This window comes from Mycobacterium sp. ML4, from assembly GCF_054515735.1.
The window spans coordinates 1-17,665 of the sequence record NZ_JBTNSY010000011.1; the positions used below are offsets into that span (position 1 = coordinate 1).

The 17,665-nt window shown below is 63.7% G+C and carries 15 protein-coding genes and 1 pseudogene; 8 read left to right on the plus strand and 8 right to left on the minus strand.

Annotated features, from left to right (window positions below; genetic code table 11):
- Window positions 1–475, plus strand: a pseudogene (locus tag ACX9NE_RS14060) (methyl-accepting chemotaxis protein); the annotation flags it as partial.
- 69 nt (window positions 476–544) lie between these two features.
- Here the strand turns inward: ACX9NE_RS14060 and ACX9NE_RS14065 are convergent.
- Complete coding sequence (locus ACX9NE_RS14065) at window positions 545–3,466, minus strand: AfsR/SARP family transcriptional regulator (protein ID WP_459363754.1); 2,922 nt, start codon at window positions 3,464–3,466, stop codon at window positions 545–547.
- Window positions 3,467–4,254: 788 nt separating this feature from the next.
- Between ACX9NE_RS14065 and ACX9NE_RS14070 the strand changes: the two genes are divergently transcribed.
- The 5 genes from ACX9NE_RS14070 (at window position 4,255) to ACX9NE_RS14090 (ending at window position 8,283) form a co-directional block, all read left to right on the plus strand.
- Window positions 4,255–4,614, plus strand: coding sequence for a YbaB/EbfC family nucleoid-associated protein (locus ACX9NE_RS14070; RefSeq protein WP_459363755.1), 360 nt, complete (start codon window positions 4,255–4,257; stop codon window positions 4,612–4,614).
- Between the two features lie 16 nt (window positions 4,615–4,630).
- Window positions 4,631–5,416, plus strand: coding sequence for a sulfotransferase family protein (locus ACX9NE_RS14075; RefSeq protein WP_459363756.1), 786 nt, complete (start codon window positions 4,631–4,633; stop codon window positions 5,414–5,416).
- 34 nt (window positions 5,417–5,450) lie between these two features.
- Window positions 5,451–6,512, plus strand: coding sequence for a glycosyltransferase family 9 protein (locus tag ACX9NE_RS14080; protein WP_459363757.1), 1,062 nt, complete (start codon window positions 5,451–5,453; stop codon window positions 6,510–6,512).
- An 85-nt stretch (window positions 6,513–6,597) separates the two neighbouring features.
- Window positions 6,598–7,626 (plus strand): glycosyltransferase family 9 protein, encoded by a 1,029-nt coding sequence (locus ACX9NE_RS14085; protein WP_459363758.1) that lies wholly within the window; start codon window positions 6,598–6,600, stop codon window positions 7,624–7,626.
- A gap of 60 nt (window positions 7,627–7,686) precedes the next feature.
- Window positions 7,687–8,283, plus strand: a complete 597-nt coding sequence (locus tag ACX9NE_RS14090; protein WP_459363759.1) for a DUF4254 domain-containing protein — start codon at window positions 7,687–7,689, stop codon at window positions 8,281–8,283.
- A 28-nt stretch (window positions 8,284–8,311) separates the two neighbouring features.
- Here ACX9NE_RS14090 and ACX9NE_RS14095 read toward each other — a convergent pair whose 3' ends face one another.
- Entirely contained in the window at window positions 8,312–9,088 is a 777-nt protein-coding gene (locus tag ACX9NE_RS14095; protein WP_459363760.1) for a hypothetical protein, read from the minus strand.
- A 380-nt stretch (window positions 9,089–9,468) separates the two neighbouring features.
- Here ACX9NE_RS14095 and espB point away from each other — a divergent pair, with 380 nt between their 5' ends.
- The gene (espB, locus tag ACX9NE_RS14100; RefSeq protein ID WP_459363761.1) at window positions 9,469–10,956 is read left to right on the plus strand and encodes an EspB family ESX-1 secretion system-associated protein; all 1,488 of its coding nucleotides are present in this window, start codon (window positions 9,469–9,471) and stop codon (window positions 10,954–10,956) included.
- An 82-nt stretch (window positions 10,957–11,038) separates the two neighbouring features.
- Window positions 11,039–13,243 (plus strand): secretion protein EspK, encoded by a 2,205-nt coding sequence (locus ACX9NE_RS14105; protein ID WP_459363762.1) that lies wholly within the window; start codon window positions 11,039–11,041, stop codon window positions 13,241–13,243.
- Between the two features lie 40 nt (window positions 13,244–13,283).
- On the opposite strand, the gene ACX9NE_RS14110 is transcribed toward ACX9NE_RS14105, so the two are convergent.
- The 6 genes from ACX9NE_RS14110 to ACX9NE_RS14135 all read right to left on the minus strand — a co-directional run bounded on the left by ACX9NE_RS14110 (window position 13,284) and on the right by ACX9NE_RS14135 (window position 17,608).
- Window positions 13,284–14,078 carry a hypothetical protein gene (locus ACX9NE_RS14110; protein WP_459363763.1) on the minus strand — a complete coding sequence of 265 codons (795 nt, stop codon included), beginning with the start codon at window positions 14,076–14,078 and terminating at the stop codon, window positions 13,284–13,286.
- Window positions 14,079–14,133: 55 nt separating this feature from the next.
- Window positions 14,134–14,424: a WXG100 family type VII secretion target gene (locus tag ACX9NE_RS14115; RefSeq protein WP_459363764.1), complete on the minus strand. Its 291-nt coding sequence runs from the start codon at window positions 14,422–14,424 to the stop codon at window positions 14,134–14,136.
- A gap of 64 nt (window positions 14,425–14,488) precedes the next feature.
- Entirely contained in the window at window positions 14,489–14,791 is a 303-nt protein-coding gene (locus tag ACX9NE_RS14120; RefSeq protein ID WP_459363765.1) for a WXG100 family type VII secretion target, read from the minus strand.
- 89 nt (window positions 14,792–14,880) lie between these two features.
- Window positions 14,881–16,104, minus strand: a complete 1,224-nt coding sequence (locus tag ACX9NE_RS14125; protein ID WP_459363821.1) for a PPE family protein — start codon at window positions 16,102–16,104, stop codon at window positions 14,881–14,883.
- 279 nt (window positions 16,105–16,383) lie between these two features.
- Entirely contained in the window at window positions 16,384–17,022 is a 639-nt protein-coding gene (locus tag ACX9NE_RS14130; RefSeq protein ID WP_459363766.1) for a hypothetical protein, read from the minus strand.
- Window positions 17,023–17,293: 271 nt separating this feature from the next.
- On the minus strand, window positions 17,294–17,608 hold the full coding sequence (locus tag ACX9NE_RS14135; protein WP_459363767.1) for a type VII secretion target: 315 nt from the start codon (window positions 17,606–17,608) through the stop codon (window positions 17,294–17,296).
- Window positions 17,609–17,665: the final 57 nt, after the last annotated feature.

Sequence of the window (17,665 nt, forward strand, 5' to 3'; positions counted from 1 at the left end):
GGGCAACCTGAACCTGGCCGGACTCACGGCAGCGTTCAACGGCGGACTCGCCGGTCTGGTCAACGCGGGTCAGTCGCTGACGGTGGGCCTCACCTCGAGCCTGTCCGGACTGGGTCAGACGGGGGTTGTGGTCACCACCAACCTGCTGACCGCGCTGTCCCAGAGCGGCCAGACGGGCGCGGCGCTGGCCGGCATCTGGACCAATGCCGTCGCCCAGGTGGCCAACGTCTTCAGCAACGCTTTCGGCGCGAGCGTCGGTGCGGGCCTGTCAGGATTCGGCCAGACTGCCGGAACCCTGCTGGTCGGCTTCGAGAATGGGCTGGCCGGCCTCACTCAAACCGGCGGCACCCTGCTGGCGTCGCTCAACAACGCCACACTCGGACTCAGCGCGTCGCTCCGCGACATCCTGGTGAACCTTCAGCTGGCCCTGCAGGCAGCGCTGAACGCGAGCCTCGGAGTTTCGGTCAGCACCTAAAAGCGGCCCCTTCAGGGTTCCCGTCGACGCGGCACCGAATCGTCGCCTGGTCACCGGCGCCGCGGTCGTCTACACCGGGGCGGCGCGTTGGGAGTAACGCTGCAGCGACGACCGCGCGCGGGCGACCACTTCTGCACCGTCGGGGTGGGACTCGCCGTAGGCGGCGAAACGGTCGGCACCAAGACGCTCTTTCAGCGCGGTCAGCTGGTCGGAGTGCAGCGGAGATCCTCTTCCCACCTTGTGCTGCGCCCAGTGCAGGAACGCCACGTCCTCGTCGGCTCCGAGTCGAACCAGCAACCGGGTGATGTAGCGCAGGCTGATCCACAGTTCGGTCCAGTCGCCCACCCGGGCCCAATGTTCCAGCACGTCATCGAACAGCTGCGCCGCTTTGGCGAGATGGCCGTGCACCGAACGCGTCGCGGCGGCCTCCATCAGCGCGATGCCGTACCACCAGAAGTTCTGCACATCACCGGCCAACCTTGCCGCCTCATCGAACAGCGCCAGGGCTCGTCCCGGCTCGGACCGCTTGAGCAGGAACGCCAGGCCGAAATAAGCGGTGGACCGAGCCGTCGGGTTGCCCGTAGCTTCGGCGATCTCCACTCCTTCTTGCGCTGCCGGCAAATATGGCTCGAATTCGCCCCCGAGAACGCCGTGCAGCACCGCCCCGGTGGAAAGGGTCTGACCAAGTCGGATCGGATGATCCGCAGGCCGGGCCAGCGCCGTCTGTTCGTCCCAGTAGGAAAGCACCCTGTCCACGGCACCCTCGAAAAGATCCAGATCAGCGAGGACATCGCCCGGATAGGCGATGCGAGACGTACCGGGCCCGGGTACCCGTCCACCCGCCAGGTTCGCCAGGCGGCGTGCGAGCGCGTACTCGCCGCGAGCCCAAGCGCCTCTCGCTGCCGTGCCGACCACGGCGGGAAACAGCGGATGGTCGGGATCGGCCACCGCGGCGACGCGTTCGGACCAGCGGAAGACTTCATAGCCGACGCGGACGCCGAAGATCTCCGCGCAGGACGCCACCAGCCGCAATGCAAGGTCGATGTTCTGATCGGCCATCGCCCGCTCGAATGCGGTGCGCATGTTGTCGTAGTCGGGCAGCACCCGCTCGATCCACGCGCGCTCCTCGGCGGTCTCCACACCTGCCTGGGCGCGCTCGGCCAAATCCGTGAAGTACTCCGCATGGCGGACGGCCTGCCGCGCTTCGATGTGCTGCTCCTGCAGGTGTTCTCGCCCGTACGCCCGCAGCGTCTCCAGAACGGCATAGCGGGTCCGGTCGGTGACGTTGCGCACCACCACCATCGACTTGTCGACCAGACCGGCCAACAGTTCCAGCGTGTCGTCCTCGTCAGAGCCCGCGCAGACCGTGTGGGCGGCCTCAAGATCGAAGGACCCGGCGAACACCGAGAGCTGAGCGAAAAATACCTGCTCCGCTTCCGTCAACAGCTGATACGACCATTCGATCGTCGCCGCCAGACTCTGCTGTCGCGGCAACGCCCCGCGCGTGGAACCACGCAAGAAACCCAGCCGATCCAGTCGGCGCACCACGTCGGAGGCGCTCATCACCCGCATCCGCGCGGCTGCCAGCTCCACCCCCAGAGGCAAGCAGTCGACCCGCCGGCAAATCTCTGCCACCGCCCCTGCCGGCTGAGCGTCCACGGCGAAACCCGGCATACTCGCGCGCGCCCGATCGGCGAACAGCCGTGTCGCATCAACCACCGACAACGGCGCGATCATCACGATCTGCTCGCCCTCCACCCCCAGCGGCTGACGGCTGGTCGCCAAGACCGACACCCCCGGGCACTGTCGCACAATCCGATCCACCAACCCCCCCGCCGCCTCCAGCACGTGCTCGCAGTTGTCCACGACAAGCAAGGCCGTCCGGGAGCGCAGATACTCGATGACGGACTCCTCGACGCCGAGGCCATGCTGCTGACGCAATCGCAGGGCCGCCGCCAGCGCATGCCCCACCGCCTCCCCGTTGTCCAGCGGTCCCAACTCACACACCCATACCCCGTCACTGAAACGCTGCTGATCCTGACGCGCCACCTCCCACGCCAACCGCGTCTTTCCTACTCCCCCCACACCGACCAGCGTGACCAACGGCCCCGCCCCCAACGCCTCCTTCGTCTGTGTCAACTCCTGCTCATGCCCCACGAAACTGGTCGCTCGGCGCAACAATCCCGAATGCGGACGGTCGCACACCACCGGTCGCGCCGGCAGCACGTCCACCGCGACCGCCGACTCGCTGCGGTCGCGGGCCTCACCGGCCAGGATTTGCTGATGGACGCCGGCCAATGCCTGACCGGGTTCGACGCCGAGTTCTTCGACGAGCCGCAAGCGGGTGCGGCGATAGGTGTCCAGCGCATCGGCCTGCCGGCCACAGCGGTACTGCGCCAGCATCAGCTGCGCGGCCAGCCGCTCATCCAGCGGATGAGCAGCCTGCGCCGCGGTCACTTCCACCAACAACTCTGCATGACGACCCGCGCGCAACCCCGCGTCGTTACGATCCAGCTCCACCGCCAGCCGCTCGGCTCGCACCGCGCTTCGAACTTCGTTCACCCACGGGGTGTCCAGGAACGTGAACGGCTCACCGGTCCAGGCCCGCAGCGCCTCATCAAACAAGGCCGCGGCCGCTGTCGGGTCCGTGGTGGCTCGCGCTTGTGCCGCCAGGGCCCGGAATCTGTGCAGGTCCACCGTCGAGCCATCCGCGCGCAGCATGTAGCCGGAAGGGCCCCGCGAGATCGAGACACCGTCGATACCGGTCAGCAGACTGCGCAGTCGAGAGACGTAGCCCGCCAACGAATTTCGGGCACGGCGCGGCGGCCGATCCGACCACACCCGATCCACCAGCTGCTCGGGCGACACCGCATGGTTGACGTCGACCAGCAGCGCCACCAGAACGCACTGCCGGCGCGCATGCCCGATGTCCAATCGCTGCCCGTCAACCCGGACCTCCACGTCGCCGAGCAAGCGGAACTCGACCGTCATTCGCCCCTCTCTACCATGCAGCAGCAAACGCAGTGAATCGGGTAGATCAGAGCATACGGTGCGCCCCTGCAAGCTCGGCGCAGAATCCCGCCGGAGAATGCTACGCGCGCAGGTGGACTCTCGGCTGACTGATGAATTTATTTGCGCAGCTAACGAGCTCCGGCGGAACGCCCGCACCAGTTGGCACCAGCCGCGGTAAATGTCAAAGCCTGCGCAGTCAGCGAGGCCTCGACGGCGAAGCCGGTAGGCTCCAAGATGCAGGTGAGGCTGAAACGGTAAATGATTGCCGTTGGGTCGGGCGGCCGAACGAACGGAGCGACGAGTGGACCGTATTCTCGTGTTCACGGTGACACTGCGGCACGTACTGCTGATAGCTCATCCCGCGGTGGCAACTTGTCCGCCAATCATCGATCCTTGCGCGATGTCTCCCGGTCGGACGGGCACCGCCCCTCGAACGGCGCGGGTCTGGTCTGGCGGGTGCGATCGTTTTCGTCGGGTACCTACGGTCGGCCCTGGACCGGCACCCGTCTCAGCATCGACGCGGCCCGTATGTTGGCGACCAGGTCGACATGACACCGCGGGTCCCGGCGGAGGCGGTTTCACGGTGAGGAAGCCGGTCGACGGGTCCGCCCGGGCCAACGCTCAACTACGCGGCGTACGCGGCCAACGTCACGGCTGCCTCAACAATAAGGACCTCTCCTCGAGGGCGAATTGATGCGGGCCGGCACCCGCCCGGAATGACAACTAGTGCAGCAACCTTTCGACACCGATCAAGTAAAGGAGATCAGATGGGCACCGGAATAGAGGCGCAGCACCCTCAGGTGGCCGAGGCGTTGGAGCAGTTGAAGCGATTCAACACCGTCCTCGAGGACCAGATGACCCAGTCCGACACGGGATCCTTCACTGCCGCAGATGAAGACAAGACGGTCACCGCGACGATCAACGGGCACCGCTTGTTAACCGGCTTGTCCATTGAAGACGGCCTGCTGCGCCTAGGCGCAGAAACCGTCGAGCAGCGCATCAACGAGGCAATTCGCAACGCGCAGACTGAGGCGACGGCAGCCATAGCCGGACAGCAGCAGCACATGATCGCCTCCCTGATTGAAATCACCGGCAGTCTGGCGAAGTCGGTCGGACTTTCGATCTGAGGCCGGCCGCGAACCCGTGCAGCTGTTCATTGTGGGGGCGCCGAGATCCGGGACGACGATCGTCACCCAGTACCTCAATTCCCACGACGACATCACGATCTTCGACGAGATCGATCTGATTCAGGTCAGTCGATCCGGCTCCTCGGTAGTAGGAACCCTGCAGGCCTTCCTTATTGATCGTGGTGTCTATGGCGCCTACCGGCGCTATGCCAGGGAAACGGGCGATCCAGCCGGCGCCCTGCGAACGGTCATACGCGAGATCACCGGCCCGTGCACCATATGGGGAGAGAAGAACCCGCGGTATGCGACCCAGCTGGGTGCCCTGCGGCGGACCTTTCCGGAGGCCGTGCCGGTCTTTGTGCTGCGAGATCCACGTGAGGTCGTGAATTCTTCTCTAGCGCATCGGAACTCGCCCATGCGCACGTCGTTGGACTTCTGGATCACAGACACGGTGGCCGAAGCCCTGGAGCTGGTGAAGAGTTGCCTGCAGCCGCTCGAAACCGATGTGGGCGAACTTGTCGTGCTGCGCTACGAGACCTTTGCGGCCCGACCGAAGACGACCGTCGAGGCCGCGCTGGGTCGATGGGGCCTGACCTTTTCCGACCACGCGGCCCACATCACCCATCCAGCGCCGGAGACGGTCGGCGACCACCAGTTCTTCCGAGGCGGGTCGCCTTTGCCATGGAAGGTCGGCAACCTCTGCCCCCTGCGCCGGGCGTCATCCGCCCGCGAGCGGGTCGACCCCGACGATCCAGTCTGGGCAAGGGTGGACGCCCTCGCGCAGGACTTGGGTTACCACTGACGGGGCGATGCCGCGGCGATCTAAGCTCTGCGGAATGACGGTCGAGTCTGAGTCGCACGCCGATCTTCCTGGTGGTAATGCCGTTGGTCGTGTCCAGTTGAGCGATGTACTACAGGCCCGCCGGCCCGCGCTATGTTTCGTAGCCAACATCGGGGACGCCTTGTTGACGTTGCCGACACTGCGTGCGCTAGGCGAGATGTTCGCCGCCCCAATCACCTTGATCTGCCCCAAGGTCGTCTTCGACCTGTGCTTCCGAGAGGTGAGCCATCTTCATGTGGACACCACGGGGTTACCGTTGACGGGACCGCAGCCACTGCCAGGGGCGCCGCTTCGGGCCATCGATCACAAGACTCTGGCAGCACAAATCGGTGCCGTCGATGTGTTCATCGATACGCTGACGTGGAACTCGTTGTCCAGCACAGTCATTCGCCCACTCGTGGATTGCCTTGCGCCCACGACGACCATCGGATTTCCCACCACATGTGGGTACGACATCGTTGTCACCAAAGAGGAATGCCATTCAGCCGACCTGACCTTCAAACTGGCGCGCCTGTTCGATCCGTCGCTGCGGATCGAGACTTATGCTCAGCCCTTGCCGTTGCCATCGTCCGTGCAGGAGCAGGCTCAATCGATCCGCGCCGCCGTGCCGGCGGGGATGAACGTGCTCGCGGTGCACGCCGACACCAATTGGGCGAAGAAACGTTGGCCTGCCACCAGGTTCATCGATCTGCTGGACCGGTTCCTGTCGCGTCACCGCGACTTCGTGGCCTGGATCGTCGGAATGGGACATGAGGAACTCAATGTCGGGCGTGAACGTGAGCGGGTCTTTCCCTATCTGGGACTGCCGCTCGATCTCGCCATGGGCATGGTGTCGCGCGCAGACCTTTTCCTCGGGGTCGATTCCGCCATGCTCCATGCCGCCGATCTGGCGCGTGTTCCCGGTATCGGACTTTTCGGTCCCACGAACAGCGCGACCTGGGGGTTCAGATTCGGACCCCATCGGCACGTCGACATGAGCACCATGGCAGACATCACCGTCGAAGCTGCGCTGGCAGCGCTGGAGGATCTGATCGAGAGCGCGCCCACGCGTCAGTGAGCGTCGCCACTGACCAACTGATATGACAGGGTCCGCGTGGGGGTTTAGGCTCGGTCGCACGATGGTGGTGTCAAGGGAAATCACTGTGCTGCGCGACGGCCACTCGGTAACTGTGGAGCGCGGCCTGCTGACGCACCTGCTGCAGGCACGGCACCCCGCCGTCTATTTCTCCGCTCTTATCGGGGACTCCATCCTGACGCTGCCAACAATGCGCGCCTTGGCCGAAATGTTGCCCGCCCCAATGACGTTGATCTGTCCCCGGGTCGCCTTCGAGCTGTGCTTTTGGGAGGTAGGCGCCCGCTTTGTCGACATCACTGGAGCACCCCGCATGGGGCGCGCGCCCGGTGCGCCCGCAGGGCGAATTCTGGACTACGAAACCCTGGCGTCGCAGATCGGCCCCGTCGACCTTTTCATCAACGCTGTGCCATGGGAATTTCCATCGAACGCGTTCGCTGCGCAGCTCCTGCAGCGACTAGCGCCCACGACGAGCATCGGCTTTTCCTCCGGGGACAATTGCGACATCGTCGTCCCCCGAAATGCGCAACACACGGCGGACCTGACCTTCCAACTGGCGCGCCTGTTCGATCCCGCTGTGCGGATCGAGACCTATGCCCAACCGGTGCCGCTGGCTTCGGCGATGCAGGAAAACATTCGGTCGCTGCGGGCCGCGCACTCGGCGGGGACCAAGGTACTGGTGGTTCACGCTGACACCAATTGGGAAAAGAAACGTTGGCCAGTAACCAGATTCATCGATCTGCTGGATCGGTTTCTGTCGCGCCACACTGAGTTCGTGGCCTGGATTGTCGGGATGGGACATGAAGAACTCAACGTCGGCCGCGAACGCGACCGCGTGTTTCCCTATCTGGGAGTACCTCTCGACCTCGCCGTGGGCATGGTGTCCGGAGCAGACCTTTTCGTGGGGGTCGATTCGTGCATGCTTCATGCTGCGGATCTGGCGCGGGTTCCGGGCGTCGGTCTTTTTGGTCCCACGGAGTCGACAAACTGGGGTTTCAGATTTGCGCCTCACCGGCACATCGATCTGAGCACCATGGGCGACATCACAGTGGAGGAGGTGCTCGGTGCGATGGAAGACCTCGTCCAGGACTATGTCTGAGGGATGGCCGTAATGTGGTTGAGCAGCAATGAGATCCCGATGCGCAGGAGTGGAGACTTGGTGACCAACGTCGATGCCAACAGTCTGGGTAGAACCACGCTGGCCGATACGGGCCTGCTCTCGGGTGTGGGCCAGTTCTACGCCAGCGCGCTGGCGTGGCATGACGACGAACGCACCGCCGTCTCTGGGAGCGGCGGCATCGCAGCGCAGGCGCTGCAGCTACATGCGCTGAACTTCGATCTGTGGCATCACGAAGACGCCGTTCGCCGCGTCGGTGCCGGCGATCGCGAGATCGCTCGAAGGAAACGTTGCATCGACGACCTCAACGCCCGGCGCTGCGGGGCAATCGAGGACATCGACGTGACCCTGCTCGAGCGTCTCAGCCCGAACCCGAGTGCTCCACTACACACCGACACCCCCGGCACCATCGTTGATCGGCTTTCCGTTCTGGCGCTTCGGATCTGCCACGCGAAGCGGGCAGAGCATCACCGTGCGCGCCTCGAGTTGCTGCAAGAGCAGTACGACGACCTCACCGGTGGTCTGGAGAAATTTATGGCGAGCCTCCAGCGCGGCACAATAAGATTCAAGGTGTACCGGCAATTCAAGTCTGCAGGACAGCAAAATTACTGTGCGCTCTTCGAGATCCGAGATAGCTGACCGGTACCATTCATTGCGGACCAGTAGCTCAATAGGCTGCCGATTCCCACCATACTTGCCAATTCAGGTAAGGGTCTTTATGTCCTTCATCCTGGAGGTGGAGCGCCAGCGAAGGTATTGGTGTGAAGAGGGTAAGTTGTTCGCGCCAGATCCGATTTATCGTTGTGGCCTCGAAAATGTGATGGGCTTGACCGTAGGGCGTGCTCGAATGCAACGCTAGCAACTCAAAGAGTCTCCAATTACGTCTTAGCGTCTCGATTTCAACCCAACAGGTATTCGTTGTGTGGGTATTCGTACGCCAATGCCTTCTCGTACCGAGCAGCACCCGGCAACGTTCTTGGCTGAAAATCCTGCTCCTGTAATTCCTCGGATCGTCGTAAGGATGCAATGCCACTTCCCGGCCACCGAGCTTGTCCTTGAACAGCACATGCGCTTCCAGCATCTCTTGGATTGCCGACGGCGCGTGTAGGTAGTCGTCTTCCACGAAATACACCAATTCGGAAGCGTCGTCGCGTGCCTTCGAAAACGATGCATGGCACGACGCGTTGTACCCGCTATCATCCAGAGCGACGAACTCCACCGCGTGTATGCAGGTCGCAAGTATCCTGTGAAGCGATTCAATCACTTCGGGTGCCGAGTGGTCATCAAAGACCCGCAAGATGAGGTCGCCCTCGGCCCGATTGATCGCGGTGACGAGCGACTGCGTACAGCGCAGCATAACTTCGCCTTTGGGCGCGCCGACGTATCGATAAGCGCCGTGCACGCTTACTTCAGAATGAGTCTGCAGGTGGATGTCGAGTTTCATGTTGAGGTTTAGCTTAGCGTCATCCACCGAATGGCCAGAATACTGAAAACATGAGAATAGACCGACGTCTGCATTCCTGCGGGTTCACGGTGGTAGGCTTCGTTCGCTTCGTCGCTGTGATACGCACCGGCCCGATTGCCCCAGGCTGCCGGCGCCTGTTGCCGCCGTCGTGCCAGGCAGCGGCCGGCCAGATGGTGTGACGCGGACATCCGCCTCACCGCAAATCATCATCGTTAACCTGCGCGTCGCCTGACGTTCGTCCGTGGTGGGCTGCGGTCAGCCGCTATAATTGGGATTCCCCACTCCCGCAGCCACTTTGCGGCGCGCCTCATCAGCGGACTCACCGATGGATGACTTCAGCACAAGGAGAACGAGCCGACATGACGCAGACGATGAGTGTGGAGTACCAAGAACTCATGGCGCGGGCTGACGAGTTAGAACAACCGATCCCGCCGGTACCGTCGGGCAACCCGCAGTCGCCGTGTCGCCTCGCCTTCGTCGATGACACTGCGGTACAACTTGCGCTTTCCGCTGACTCGATGCGGCTGTACCTCCAAGCGTGCGAACGGGAATGGCGTCGCCTGGCGACATCGCTGAGGAATGCGGCCAAGGCTTATGAGACGGTCGATGAGGGTTCTGCCGCTGCCATAAGTTCGGTCAAGTTCGATGGTTCTGGTGCAACGTCGGGTAGCGGCACCGGCAATCAGATGAGTGCGATGAGTAACCCGGCTGAGGATTTGGGCGTACCTGCGACGGCCTCCAGCGCGCCACAAAAGTTCGAAGACCCCTACTACGAGGTCAGAGAGGCGGCGACACTTATCGAAACCGGTGACCAGGGGAACGCATACAAGGCGTTTGCAGAAGATTGGTACGCGTTCCAGCGCGCCTTCCAGGCGGAGACGTATCGGTTTCGGCCGTTTACTTATTGGGAGGGTGCTTCGCAGCAGGCCGTTGAGGCGAATTTCGACGCACAGCGGCAGTGGATTTATAGCATGTCGGCCTTGTGTGTCGACTTAGGTCAGCAGGCCGTCCGGGTAGTCGACGCCCACAAAAAGGCACGCATTTACGGCACGACTGGTGTGGGGCCTACGAATCCGGCGGAACATCCGACGTCCTACGAAGTATCGCTATGCGATTATTGGTACGCCGAATACACGCGGACTAAAAGCCCCTACCTGTACATGGCCATTGAATGGTACGAGGAGTTACAGACGCAATCCGAGTCGTCGCTGCAACTTTACGTTGCGAATGCAGGAGTCCCGCTGCGACCGGTAGTACCGACGAGTCCGCCTAAGGCATATCCGATCGCCCCGCCAGCACCCCCCAAACCCGATCCCGGCCCTGACAACCCCGACTCTCCGGAAAATCCGAGGGAGGGGATAACCTCTCCCGACGATCCGTATGGCGACTACCCCACCGACGCAAGCCTGCCCGCCGCCAACATGATGCCCCCGACGGGTATGACCGGCATGCCGACGATGCCTTCGTCACAGAACGATCCGAAGCTCACCGAGGCCCTCAACAGGTTGGGCAATGCTCCGGGCGGGGTGAGACCAGCGGGAGTGGGTGGGGCCGGCGGCGGCATGCCGAAGGCGCCGTTAGGCGAGGCAGGTGCCCAAGGGGTAGCGGCCGCCGGTGCTGCAGCTGGTAACGCCGCCGTCGGCGGCGCGATTCCCGGCGCACGCGGCGCCGGTGGTGCGATGGGGGGCGGCATGCCGATGGGCGGCGCTCCCGGCGGTCAGGGGAAAGACGGCAAACAAGGCAAACGTATCTCTTCTGAAGAGGAGGCGCTCTACACCGAGGATCGGGAGTGGACCGGCGGCGTCATCGGTCGCCGCCGGGCCAAAGACACCCCCGACGACCAGTAGGGCTGTCATCATGACTCTCGGCGTCAATCCATGGCCGACTACCCATGCGGCGCATTCGACGTGCGTTTTGGCAGGTTAGGCGATGGGCATCGCGAAACCAGTGGGTTGCTATGCCGAAAAGATGCTCGACCCGGATGCCTGGCCGGAGGCCGACGAGGACATCTTTTTTGATCGCGCGCACGAGTGGACGAAGGTTCTGCGGCAGGTGACCGAGGTGCTGGATGCGAGCCGGTATCAGCAGGCGGAAATCTTCGAGAGCGGACGGTGGTCGGGTAGCGGGGCCGCCGCCGCCGACGGCGAGCTCAGGGGGAACATCAACGAGTTGATCGCCCTGCAGAACAAGCTAGTTACCGTCATTACCTGGCAGCGTTATGTCGCCGGCTCGATCGTTCAAGCCAAATCCGACATCACCGACAACGTGGAGATCGCAAACCGGCAGATCGACGTCATCGCGAACAATTCGAGTATGGAGGCAAACGCGCGAGTCGCCGCGATCAACGCGCTGATCAGCCAAACTCACACGGAGAACGCCGGCGTTGTCGCCGGGACCGCCGAGCAGATCATGGCAAGTAAATCGTGGAAGCCCCCGGACAGTGCCTTGAAAGACCTGCTTGACCAGAAAATCCCGCCGCCCGTCACACTTCCCGCCGATCCCCAAGAACCGCTCACACCTCCCGCCGAGTACGTACCTCCGCCGGTCAGCCCGCCGCGGCCGGTTCCGGACAACACGGCAAGGGATCCGTCGGTGGAGACTCCTAGGCCAACACCGTCGCCGCGTTCTCCGGAATCGACCCCAAGCGAACCGAGGCGAACGCCGGCAGACGGCACAGGGCCAGGTGGGGCCATGTCGCCGGCACCACCGACAACCCCGTCGGGTCCGGCCGGACCGTCGAGCCCGGCGACTCCGTCTGGTCCGGCAGGTCCGTTCCGTCCGGCCGAACCAGCGCCCCCTTTACGTCCGGCGGCGTCGACGAAACCCTCGGGTGGGGGCGCGCATGGCACGAATATGGCGCCGGTGTCGGAGGCCGGGCAGTCGCCCTCGCTCCTATTGGGGCCTGTCGCGACTGAGGCATCGTCGGCCTCCGCCGGCGCGGGCGGCGTGCCGGCCATGCCGATGGCGCCAGGCGGATCCGGCGCTGGTGGGGCAACCCGCTCGGGCGGGGGGGCAGCAGCTCCGGTCGAGAAGCCATCGGAAAAGGCTAGGCAATCGACGCGCCCGGCAACGGCTACCCGAGCAGCAGGGACCGCCCAAACGCCCGACAGCGTCAAGGCCGGCTCTACGCGCCACGAGTCGTCGATCGAGCGCTCCCAGGACGGCGCCGCTGCGATGATCCCGGTCTCTGCGGCCCGGGCAGAACGCGACGCTATCGCCGAGGCTGCAACGGCTGACGCCGCACGCCGCAAAGGGGTGGATCCGCTACGGTTGGGTCGGCGCATCGCGGCGGCACTGAACGCGCCCAGCAGTCGAACGGCGGATCTCGGTTTCTTTTGGATAACCGCGGTGACGACTGACGGCGCGATCGTCGTGGCTAATAGCTATGGGCTGGCCTACCTGCCGGATGGCGTGCGGTTACCTGACGAGGTGCACATGGCCAGCGCTGATTCGACGATCCCAGCCACCGAGCGGGCGCGTTGGGCTACCTACCCCGTGATGGCTGTGCGGGGCTGGGCGGCACATCACGACCGCGAGCTGCGCGTGGTGATCGGCACCGAGCGGCAATTGGCCAACTCTGATTCCGGCGCAGCCACAGTCGTGCTCAAGCCGGATGACATCCCGGACAGCGGCGACATGCGCGGCCGGGCCAGGCTGGAGGTGGTGGATCCATCAGCGGCCGCACGGCTTGCAACGACGCCCGACGCGCGTTTGATCGACCTGTTGCCGCCTGCACCCGTGGTTGCCGAACCGCCGGCTGAGCAGACCCCCCCACCCGAAGCAATGAAGCGTGCTGAGCCGAGCAAGGGTGCACCGGTCTTGCCAGCGCGCATGGCCAGGCGGGCAAGAGTTCACGCCCCGCTGCCACCGGAGCCAGCGACAGCCAGTGCGCCGGATGATCAGCGCACGATGTTGTGGCTCGCCGTGTCGAAGCCCCTAGCCAGTAGCCATCCCGATCGCCAGGGCGTTCATCTACGTGCTTTCCGCGCGTACGCGACACGCAGCCAGGAAGTGCTCCTGGGCGAGGCGCACACCGCGAGCGATCCGGTTGCCCAGCGTTATGCGGTCGCCGACTGGCTGTACTGGAAATACCTCGCCCAGCTCTTGGATGCAGCGCTGGCCGACGCTTCCTGAATCGGCACGTGCGGTCCGGCATCCAGCTCCGGGAAAGTGGTCAGAACTCGATCCCGGAGGCTGCCGTTTGCGATCGGCTGGTGGACGGTGCCAGCACGGGAGCGTTCGCTGACGCTTGCTCTCCCGATGCGGCGCCTTCGCTCTCGGGCGTCGTCTCGTCGGTCAATTGGGCCTGGTCACCCGGCCCGGTCATGGTGTTGGCGTCGGCGAGCTGAGCAGGTGTGCCGGTGCCCGCGGTGGCGCCCTGGACGGCCCCCTGCACACTCGACGTGACGGCCTGCACGCTTTGCGTAGCAGGACCCATCGCGCCCGCCACCCCGTTGATTTGACCAAGAGGCGCAGGTTTCAGGTCGAATCCTGGCAGTGGCGCGGCAGGGGCAGGATCTGGGCCGGGCTGGAGCGTTGGCGGCGGTTGCCCCTCCGGCAGCTGTTTCTCGCCTAAAGCGGCGCTGACCAGCGGGTGCGTTGTCACACCGTCGGGCGACTCGGAAGGTTCTGCGCCCGGCAAAAACTTGCTTGCCGCGGATAAACTCGTGTCGTCCGGGGAACGGACTTCGGCCTGGCTGACGTGGTCAGCCAGTCGTCGATCGGTGTCGGCGTAGATTCCAGCAGCGATGGCGAGGCTAGAACTTGTCCTGGTGTTCGCGGCCTTGATGGCGGGAAGCGCGTTGATCACCGGCGACTCGATCACCGGCAATGTCTCGTTGATCGCGGCCGAGACCGGATCCTCGGCTGGGACAACGATTGGGGCCAGGGGCGCGGGATAGACCAGTTCTCCCAACTTGGCCGCGGCGGCCTCTAGGAGCAACGGATCAACCACCAGTTCCTCAGCCATCTACCCTTCTCCCGAGTTAGCTTGCCCACGAACTCATTCCTGCCTGCCCGCGCTGCTACTGGAACATGGCCGTGACCCTGGACTCGGTCAGGAGCATCGCCTGACTTGCCTCACTGATGCGCTGCGCCAAGCTTTCCAGCGAGTCGTTCAGCTCTTGAGACGCGCCGTCCCAACGCTGCTGGACTGCCTGGTAGGCCTCCGATCCGCTGCCGCCCCACGCTGCGGAAAGTTCGTTGAGGGCCTGCTTGCCGCGGTCGAGGAGCCCTGCGGCTTGCTTCACTGCTCCTTGGATCGAGCTCGCTCCGGCATCGATGCTGCCAAAATTCCATGACTGTCCGTCTGACATCACTTTCTCCGTCTCGGAAACTGGGGGTCGGCTGGGTTGGCCACGTTGGCTATTCGTGAGGAATTCAGAACTTCATCTGTGCGGCCAGGTGGGCCGATTGGTCGTCATCGGCCTTGCTGTACTGGATACCGGCTTCGTCAACTTTGCCGGAGATGTCGGTGAGAGCGCTGATCTGCGCTTGACCCGCTTCGTGGAAGCGCCTAAGCGCCTCCTGTGCGGCCTTTCCGGCCTTGCCCCGCCACTTGCCGGCGAGTTCGCCACCGGTAGCCTCCACCATGCGGATGACCTGTTGCAGTTCGACGGAAATCTGGTCGAAGTTGGCCGCCGCCGCGCGGAGCGCGCCGGCATTGGTCCTCATCTCTGCCATGTTGGAATTCCTCTTTCCCTTGCTCTGTCCTCGCCGAAAGGTGGCAAGTCTTCCGGCCGGATTAGCCGGGAAGTCGGTGACTGTGGGGATCACCAGTCGTCCCCCTCGTCGAAGGCCTCGTAGTCGCCTGCCTCGGAATGATCGGCGACCAGCGCGGGAGCTGCGAGTCCTGGTCTGGCGTCCGCGTCGGACTGTGCGCCGCCTCCCACCAAGCCACGCGGAGCCGCGCCTCCGGCCGTTGAGAAACCTTGACCAGCTCCGGCGGCCGCAGGTGGGACCGTCTCGTTCGGTCTCTCGATCAGGTTCGACATCAGCGCCGTGCGGGGCTCCGATCCCGCTGCCCCTGGCAGTGCCTCCGAATAGATCAATCCGTAGCCTGAGCTGGGCCCCGCTCCGCCGGCGAGCGGGTGGTTTGACAGCGGGCTAGCGCCGAACAGGCCAAGTTGTCCCAATTCCCTGCTGCCAAGCTCGCTGGAAGTGTTCCCTACGGAGGTGCCACCCATGTCGCTTCTACCCATCCCGCCTTGCTGGCCGGCGAGCGAAGTCAATTGCTGGATCGGCTGGATGAGCTGCTGCATCGGGCCCGTCAGCGGCCCTAATTGTCCTAGTTGAGAAAGCAACTGCGCGGCTTGCTCGTCGAGGTCCGAGACTAAACTCGGGGCGACTTCAGGCACGCCTTCTGCGACGCCCGCGAGCAAGCCCGAGGCAGTCGAGCCCGCTTGTCGGGCGGCTCGTGAGACACCCCCAACCGCCTGGGAAACCGCCTCCCCCACTTCAGGTTGCATGATGGGCTTCATCGGCAGCAGCGGCTCAAAGACAGAATTAGCCAGGGTCTCCTCCTGGTAAATGTCCATTGCGGCGGCGGCCTGGTTCCACATGCGGACGAAGTAGTCGGTTTCGTTGACGCCGATAGGCATCGTGTTGATACCGAAAAAGTTGGTCGTGACCAGGACCGTGTGGGTGATGTGGTTGACCGCGATGTCGATCAGCGACGGTGTTGCCGCTAACGCGGTGAGGTAGGACGCGGCCTGTGCCGAAGCCTGTACAGCGCGCTGCTGGGATTTGCTTGCTGCATCGTTCAGCCAGGCCACCATCGGTGTGATCGCCGCTATCGCCCGCTCGCTGCCGGCGCCGGTCCACAACCCCTGCAGGGTTACAAGGGTGGCTGCCAGCCCGACGGCCTGAGCCTCGAATGCGTTTCCCAATGCCTCCCACCCGGCGGCGGCCTCCAGCATCGGCCCGGGGCCAGCACCGGCCATCAGCCGGGCAGTGTTCACCTCAGGTGGCAGCGCATGCCACAACATACTTACCAGTCCCCCTTAGTTGCATAGTTTTTCGCGAAAGCGGCGCGCGTTTAGAGAGCGGACTCCCGCGCCGTCACTCGTGAAATTCTTGTGCATGGTAGGCAAATTTACTGTGAACACAGTCGGGCATTTTCATATCGAGGTTTGCGGCGGTATCGCGCGGCACCATTGTCGGCTCATCATGCGCAGTTCAAGGCTACCTTTTTCACATTCGGCGGGTTAATCCTAACCGTCATTCTTTGCCGTCTGGTAAAGGAAAGAATGCGTTAAAATTGCCCAGCCAGGTGGTCAATCATCGTCCTGCCGGTATCGGGTGGCGAAGACTTCAGCCTGTGCCTCGGAGGCTTGCTCCGGTGTGGGCAACTGCATCCCGGTCTCCATGAAGGTTCGGAGAACCTCTTTGCCATCCAACCCGAGCGCGCCGAGTTCTTGCAACCCTTCGGATTGAGAAGCGTTCTCGAGCAGGTACGTGTGCTGGCCGGCGAGCCCTTTGAGCCGGGCTAGCTCGGCCAGGACGATAATCTCCTGCACGAGTTCGGCTTCGGTCTGACGTATCGCTTTGGGCGAGAGCTTGACCCGCTCCGTCCTGCCGTCCATAAGCGCTGACACCATCACGGAATTGGAGGGGTTGACTACCGAGAACAGTTGAACACCCTCTTCCTCTTCGCCCTGCACCTCCTCCTCGGCGACTTCCGTCACCAAATCGATGGCCTCCAGCGCGGTGCCCGCGTCTTCCGTAGCAGGCCCATCCGGCGCGTAGTCGTTGTCCAGGGCGTCAATGTCGCTGATAGCCGACTGGTCGCCGTTGACGTCTTCGGCGTCGGGAAAGTCCAGCGCGTCCGAGTCGTCGTCGCTGTCGTCGCCGCTCTCGTCGGCGTCGTAGAAGTCGTAGGCGCCAAGGTCGTCGTGGTCGTCGGGATGTGGCATCGCTTCGTCTTCCTTCGTCAGTGGTATGCGGTGCGAAACGGCGTCAAGGGTGTCGCGAACGGGTTAGTCGAATCGGGCACCGGCAGGGATGAGCGGAGCCGCGACCTTCGGGTGCGGTTGGAACGCTATTTGGCCGAATCCCCGGCGCCGGAGGGAAATCGCTGCGCTGCGAGCGGTCGGGCAACGCCACCATGCCATCGGTGATGACCTCCATGCCGACGACTTCGGCAACCAGGACTGCGCGTGCGGGCGGCGCAGGGACCGGACACGGCTATCTGTCACGCATCTGTGACTGCAGGTTGTCAGCCAATTCCTCATCAACGCCCCCATACGCCGCATCGGCGGCTTGAAGCTTGGCCGCCAGGCCGAGACTGGCGTCGGCAAAGGCTGTTCCGGTGGCTTGGCGAATACCTTCGATCGTGTCGAATGCCACATTGCTGGCTCCACTGATTACCCCGTGGCTAACCCAGCAATCCTTTCCGGTCCCCGACAGTGCGTCGGCCCCGGCCTGCGCATAGGCCGCCGCATCCGTTTGGTTCCTCGCCAGTGTCGCGAGGATTGTCGGTGAGACGGTTAGCTCTGTCATTGATCAGTCTCCCAAATTCGTTGCCCACTAGCTAAGGCATTGACGCGCTACAGTTTT

Excerpts from the sequence above, each read along its gene's own strand:
- ACX9NE_RS14130 (WP_459363766.1), bottom strand. The coding sequence starts at position 17,022 with ATGCCACATCCCGACGACCACGACGACCTTGGCGCCTACGACTTCTAC.
- ACX9NE_RS14080 (WP_459363757.1), top strand. The coding sequence starts at position 5,451 with ATGACGGTCGAGTCTGAGTCGCACGCCGATCTTCCTGGTGGTAATGCC.
- ACX9NE_RS14115 (WP_459363764.1), bottom strand. The coding sequence starts at position 14,424 with ATGTCAGACGGACAGTCATGGAATTTTGGCAGCATCGATGCCGGAGCG.
- ACX9NE_RS14120 (WP_459363765.1), bottom strand. The coding sequence starts at position 14,791 with ATGGCAGAGATGAGGACCAATGCCGGCGCGCTCCGCGCGGCGGCGGCC.
- ACX9NE_RS14095 (WP_459363760.1), bottom strand. The coding sequence starts at position 9,088 with ATGAAACTCGACATCCACCTGCAGACTCATTCTGAAGTAAGCGTGCAC.
- espB (WP_459363761.1), top strand. The coding sequence starts at position 9,469 with ATGACGCAGACGATGAGTGTGGAGTACCAAGAACTCATGGCGCGGGCT.
- ACX9NE_RS14110 (WP_459363763.1), bottom strand. The coding sequence starts at position 14,078 with ATGGCTGAGGAACTGGTGGTTGATCCGTTGCTCCTAGAGGCCGCCGCG.
- ACX9NE_RS14065 (WP_459363754.1), bottom strand. The coding sequence starts at position 3,466 with ATGACGGTCGAGTTCCGCTTGCTCGGCGACGTGGAGGTCCGGGTTGAC.
- ACX9NE_RS14070 (WP_459363755.1), top strand. The coding sequence starts at position 4,255 with ATGGGCACCGGAATAGAGGCGCAGCACCCTCAGGTGGCCGAGGCGTTG.
- ACX9NE_RS14105 (WP_459363762.1), top strand. The coding sequence starts at position 11,039 with ATGGGCATCGCGAAACCAGTGGGTTGCTATGCCGAAAAGATGCTCGAC.
- ACX9NE_RS14135 (WP_459363767.1), bottom strand. The coding sequence starts at position 17,608 with ATGACAGAGCTAACCGTCTCACCGACAATCCTCGCGACACTGGCGAGG.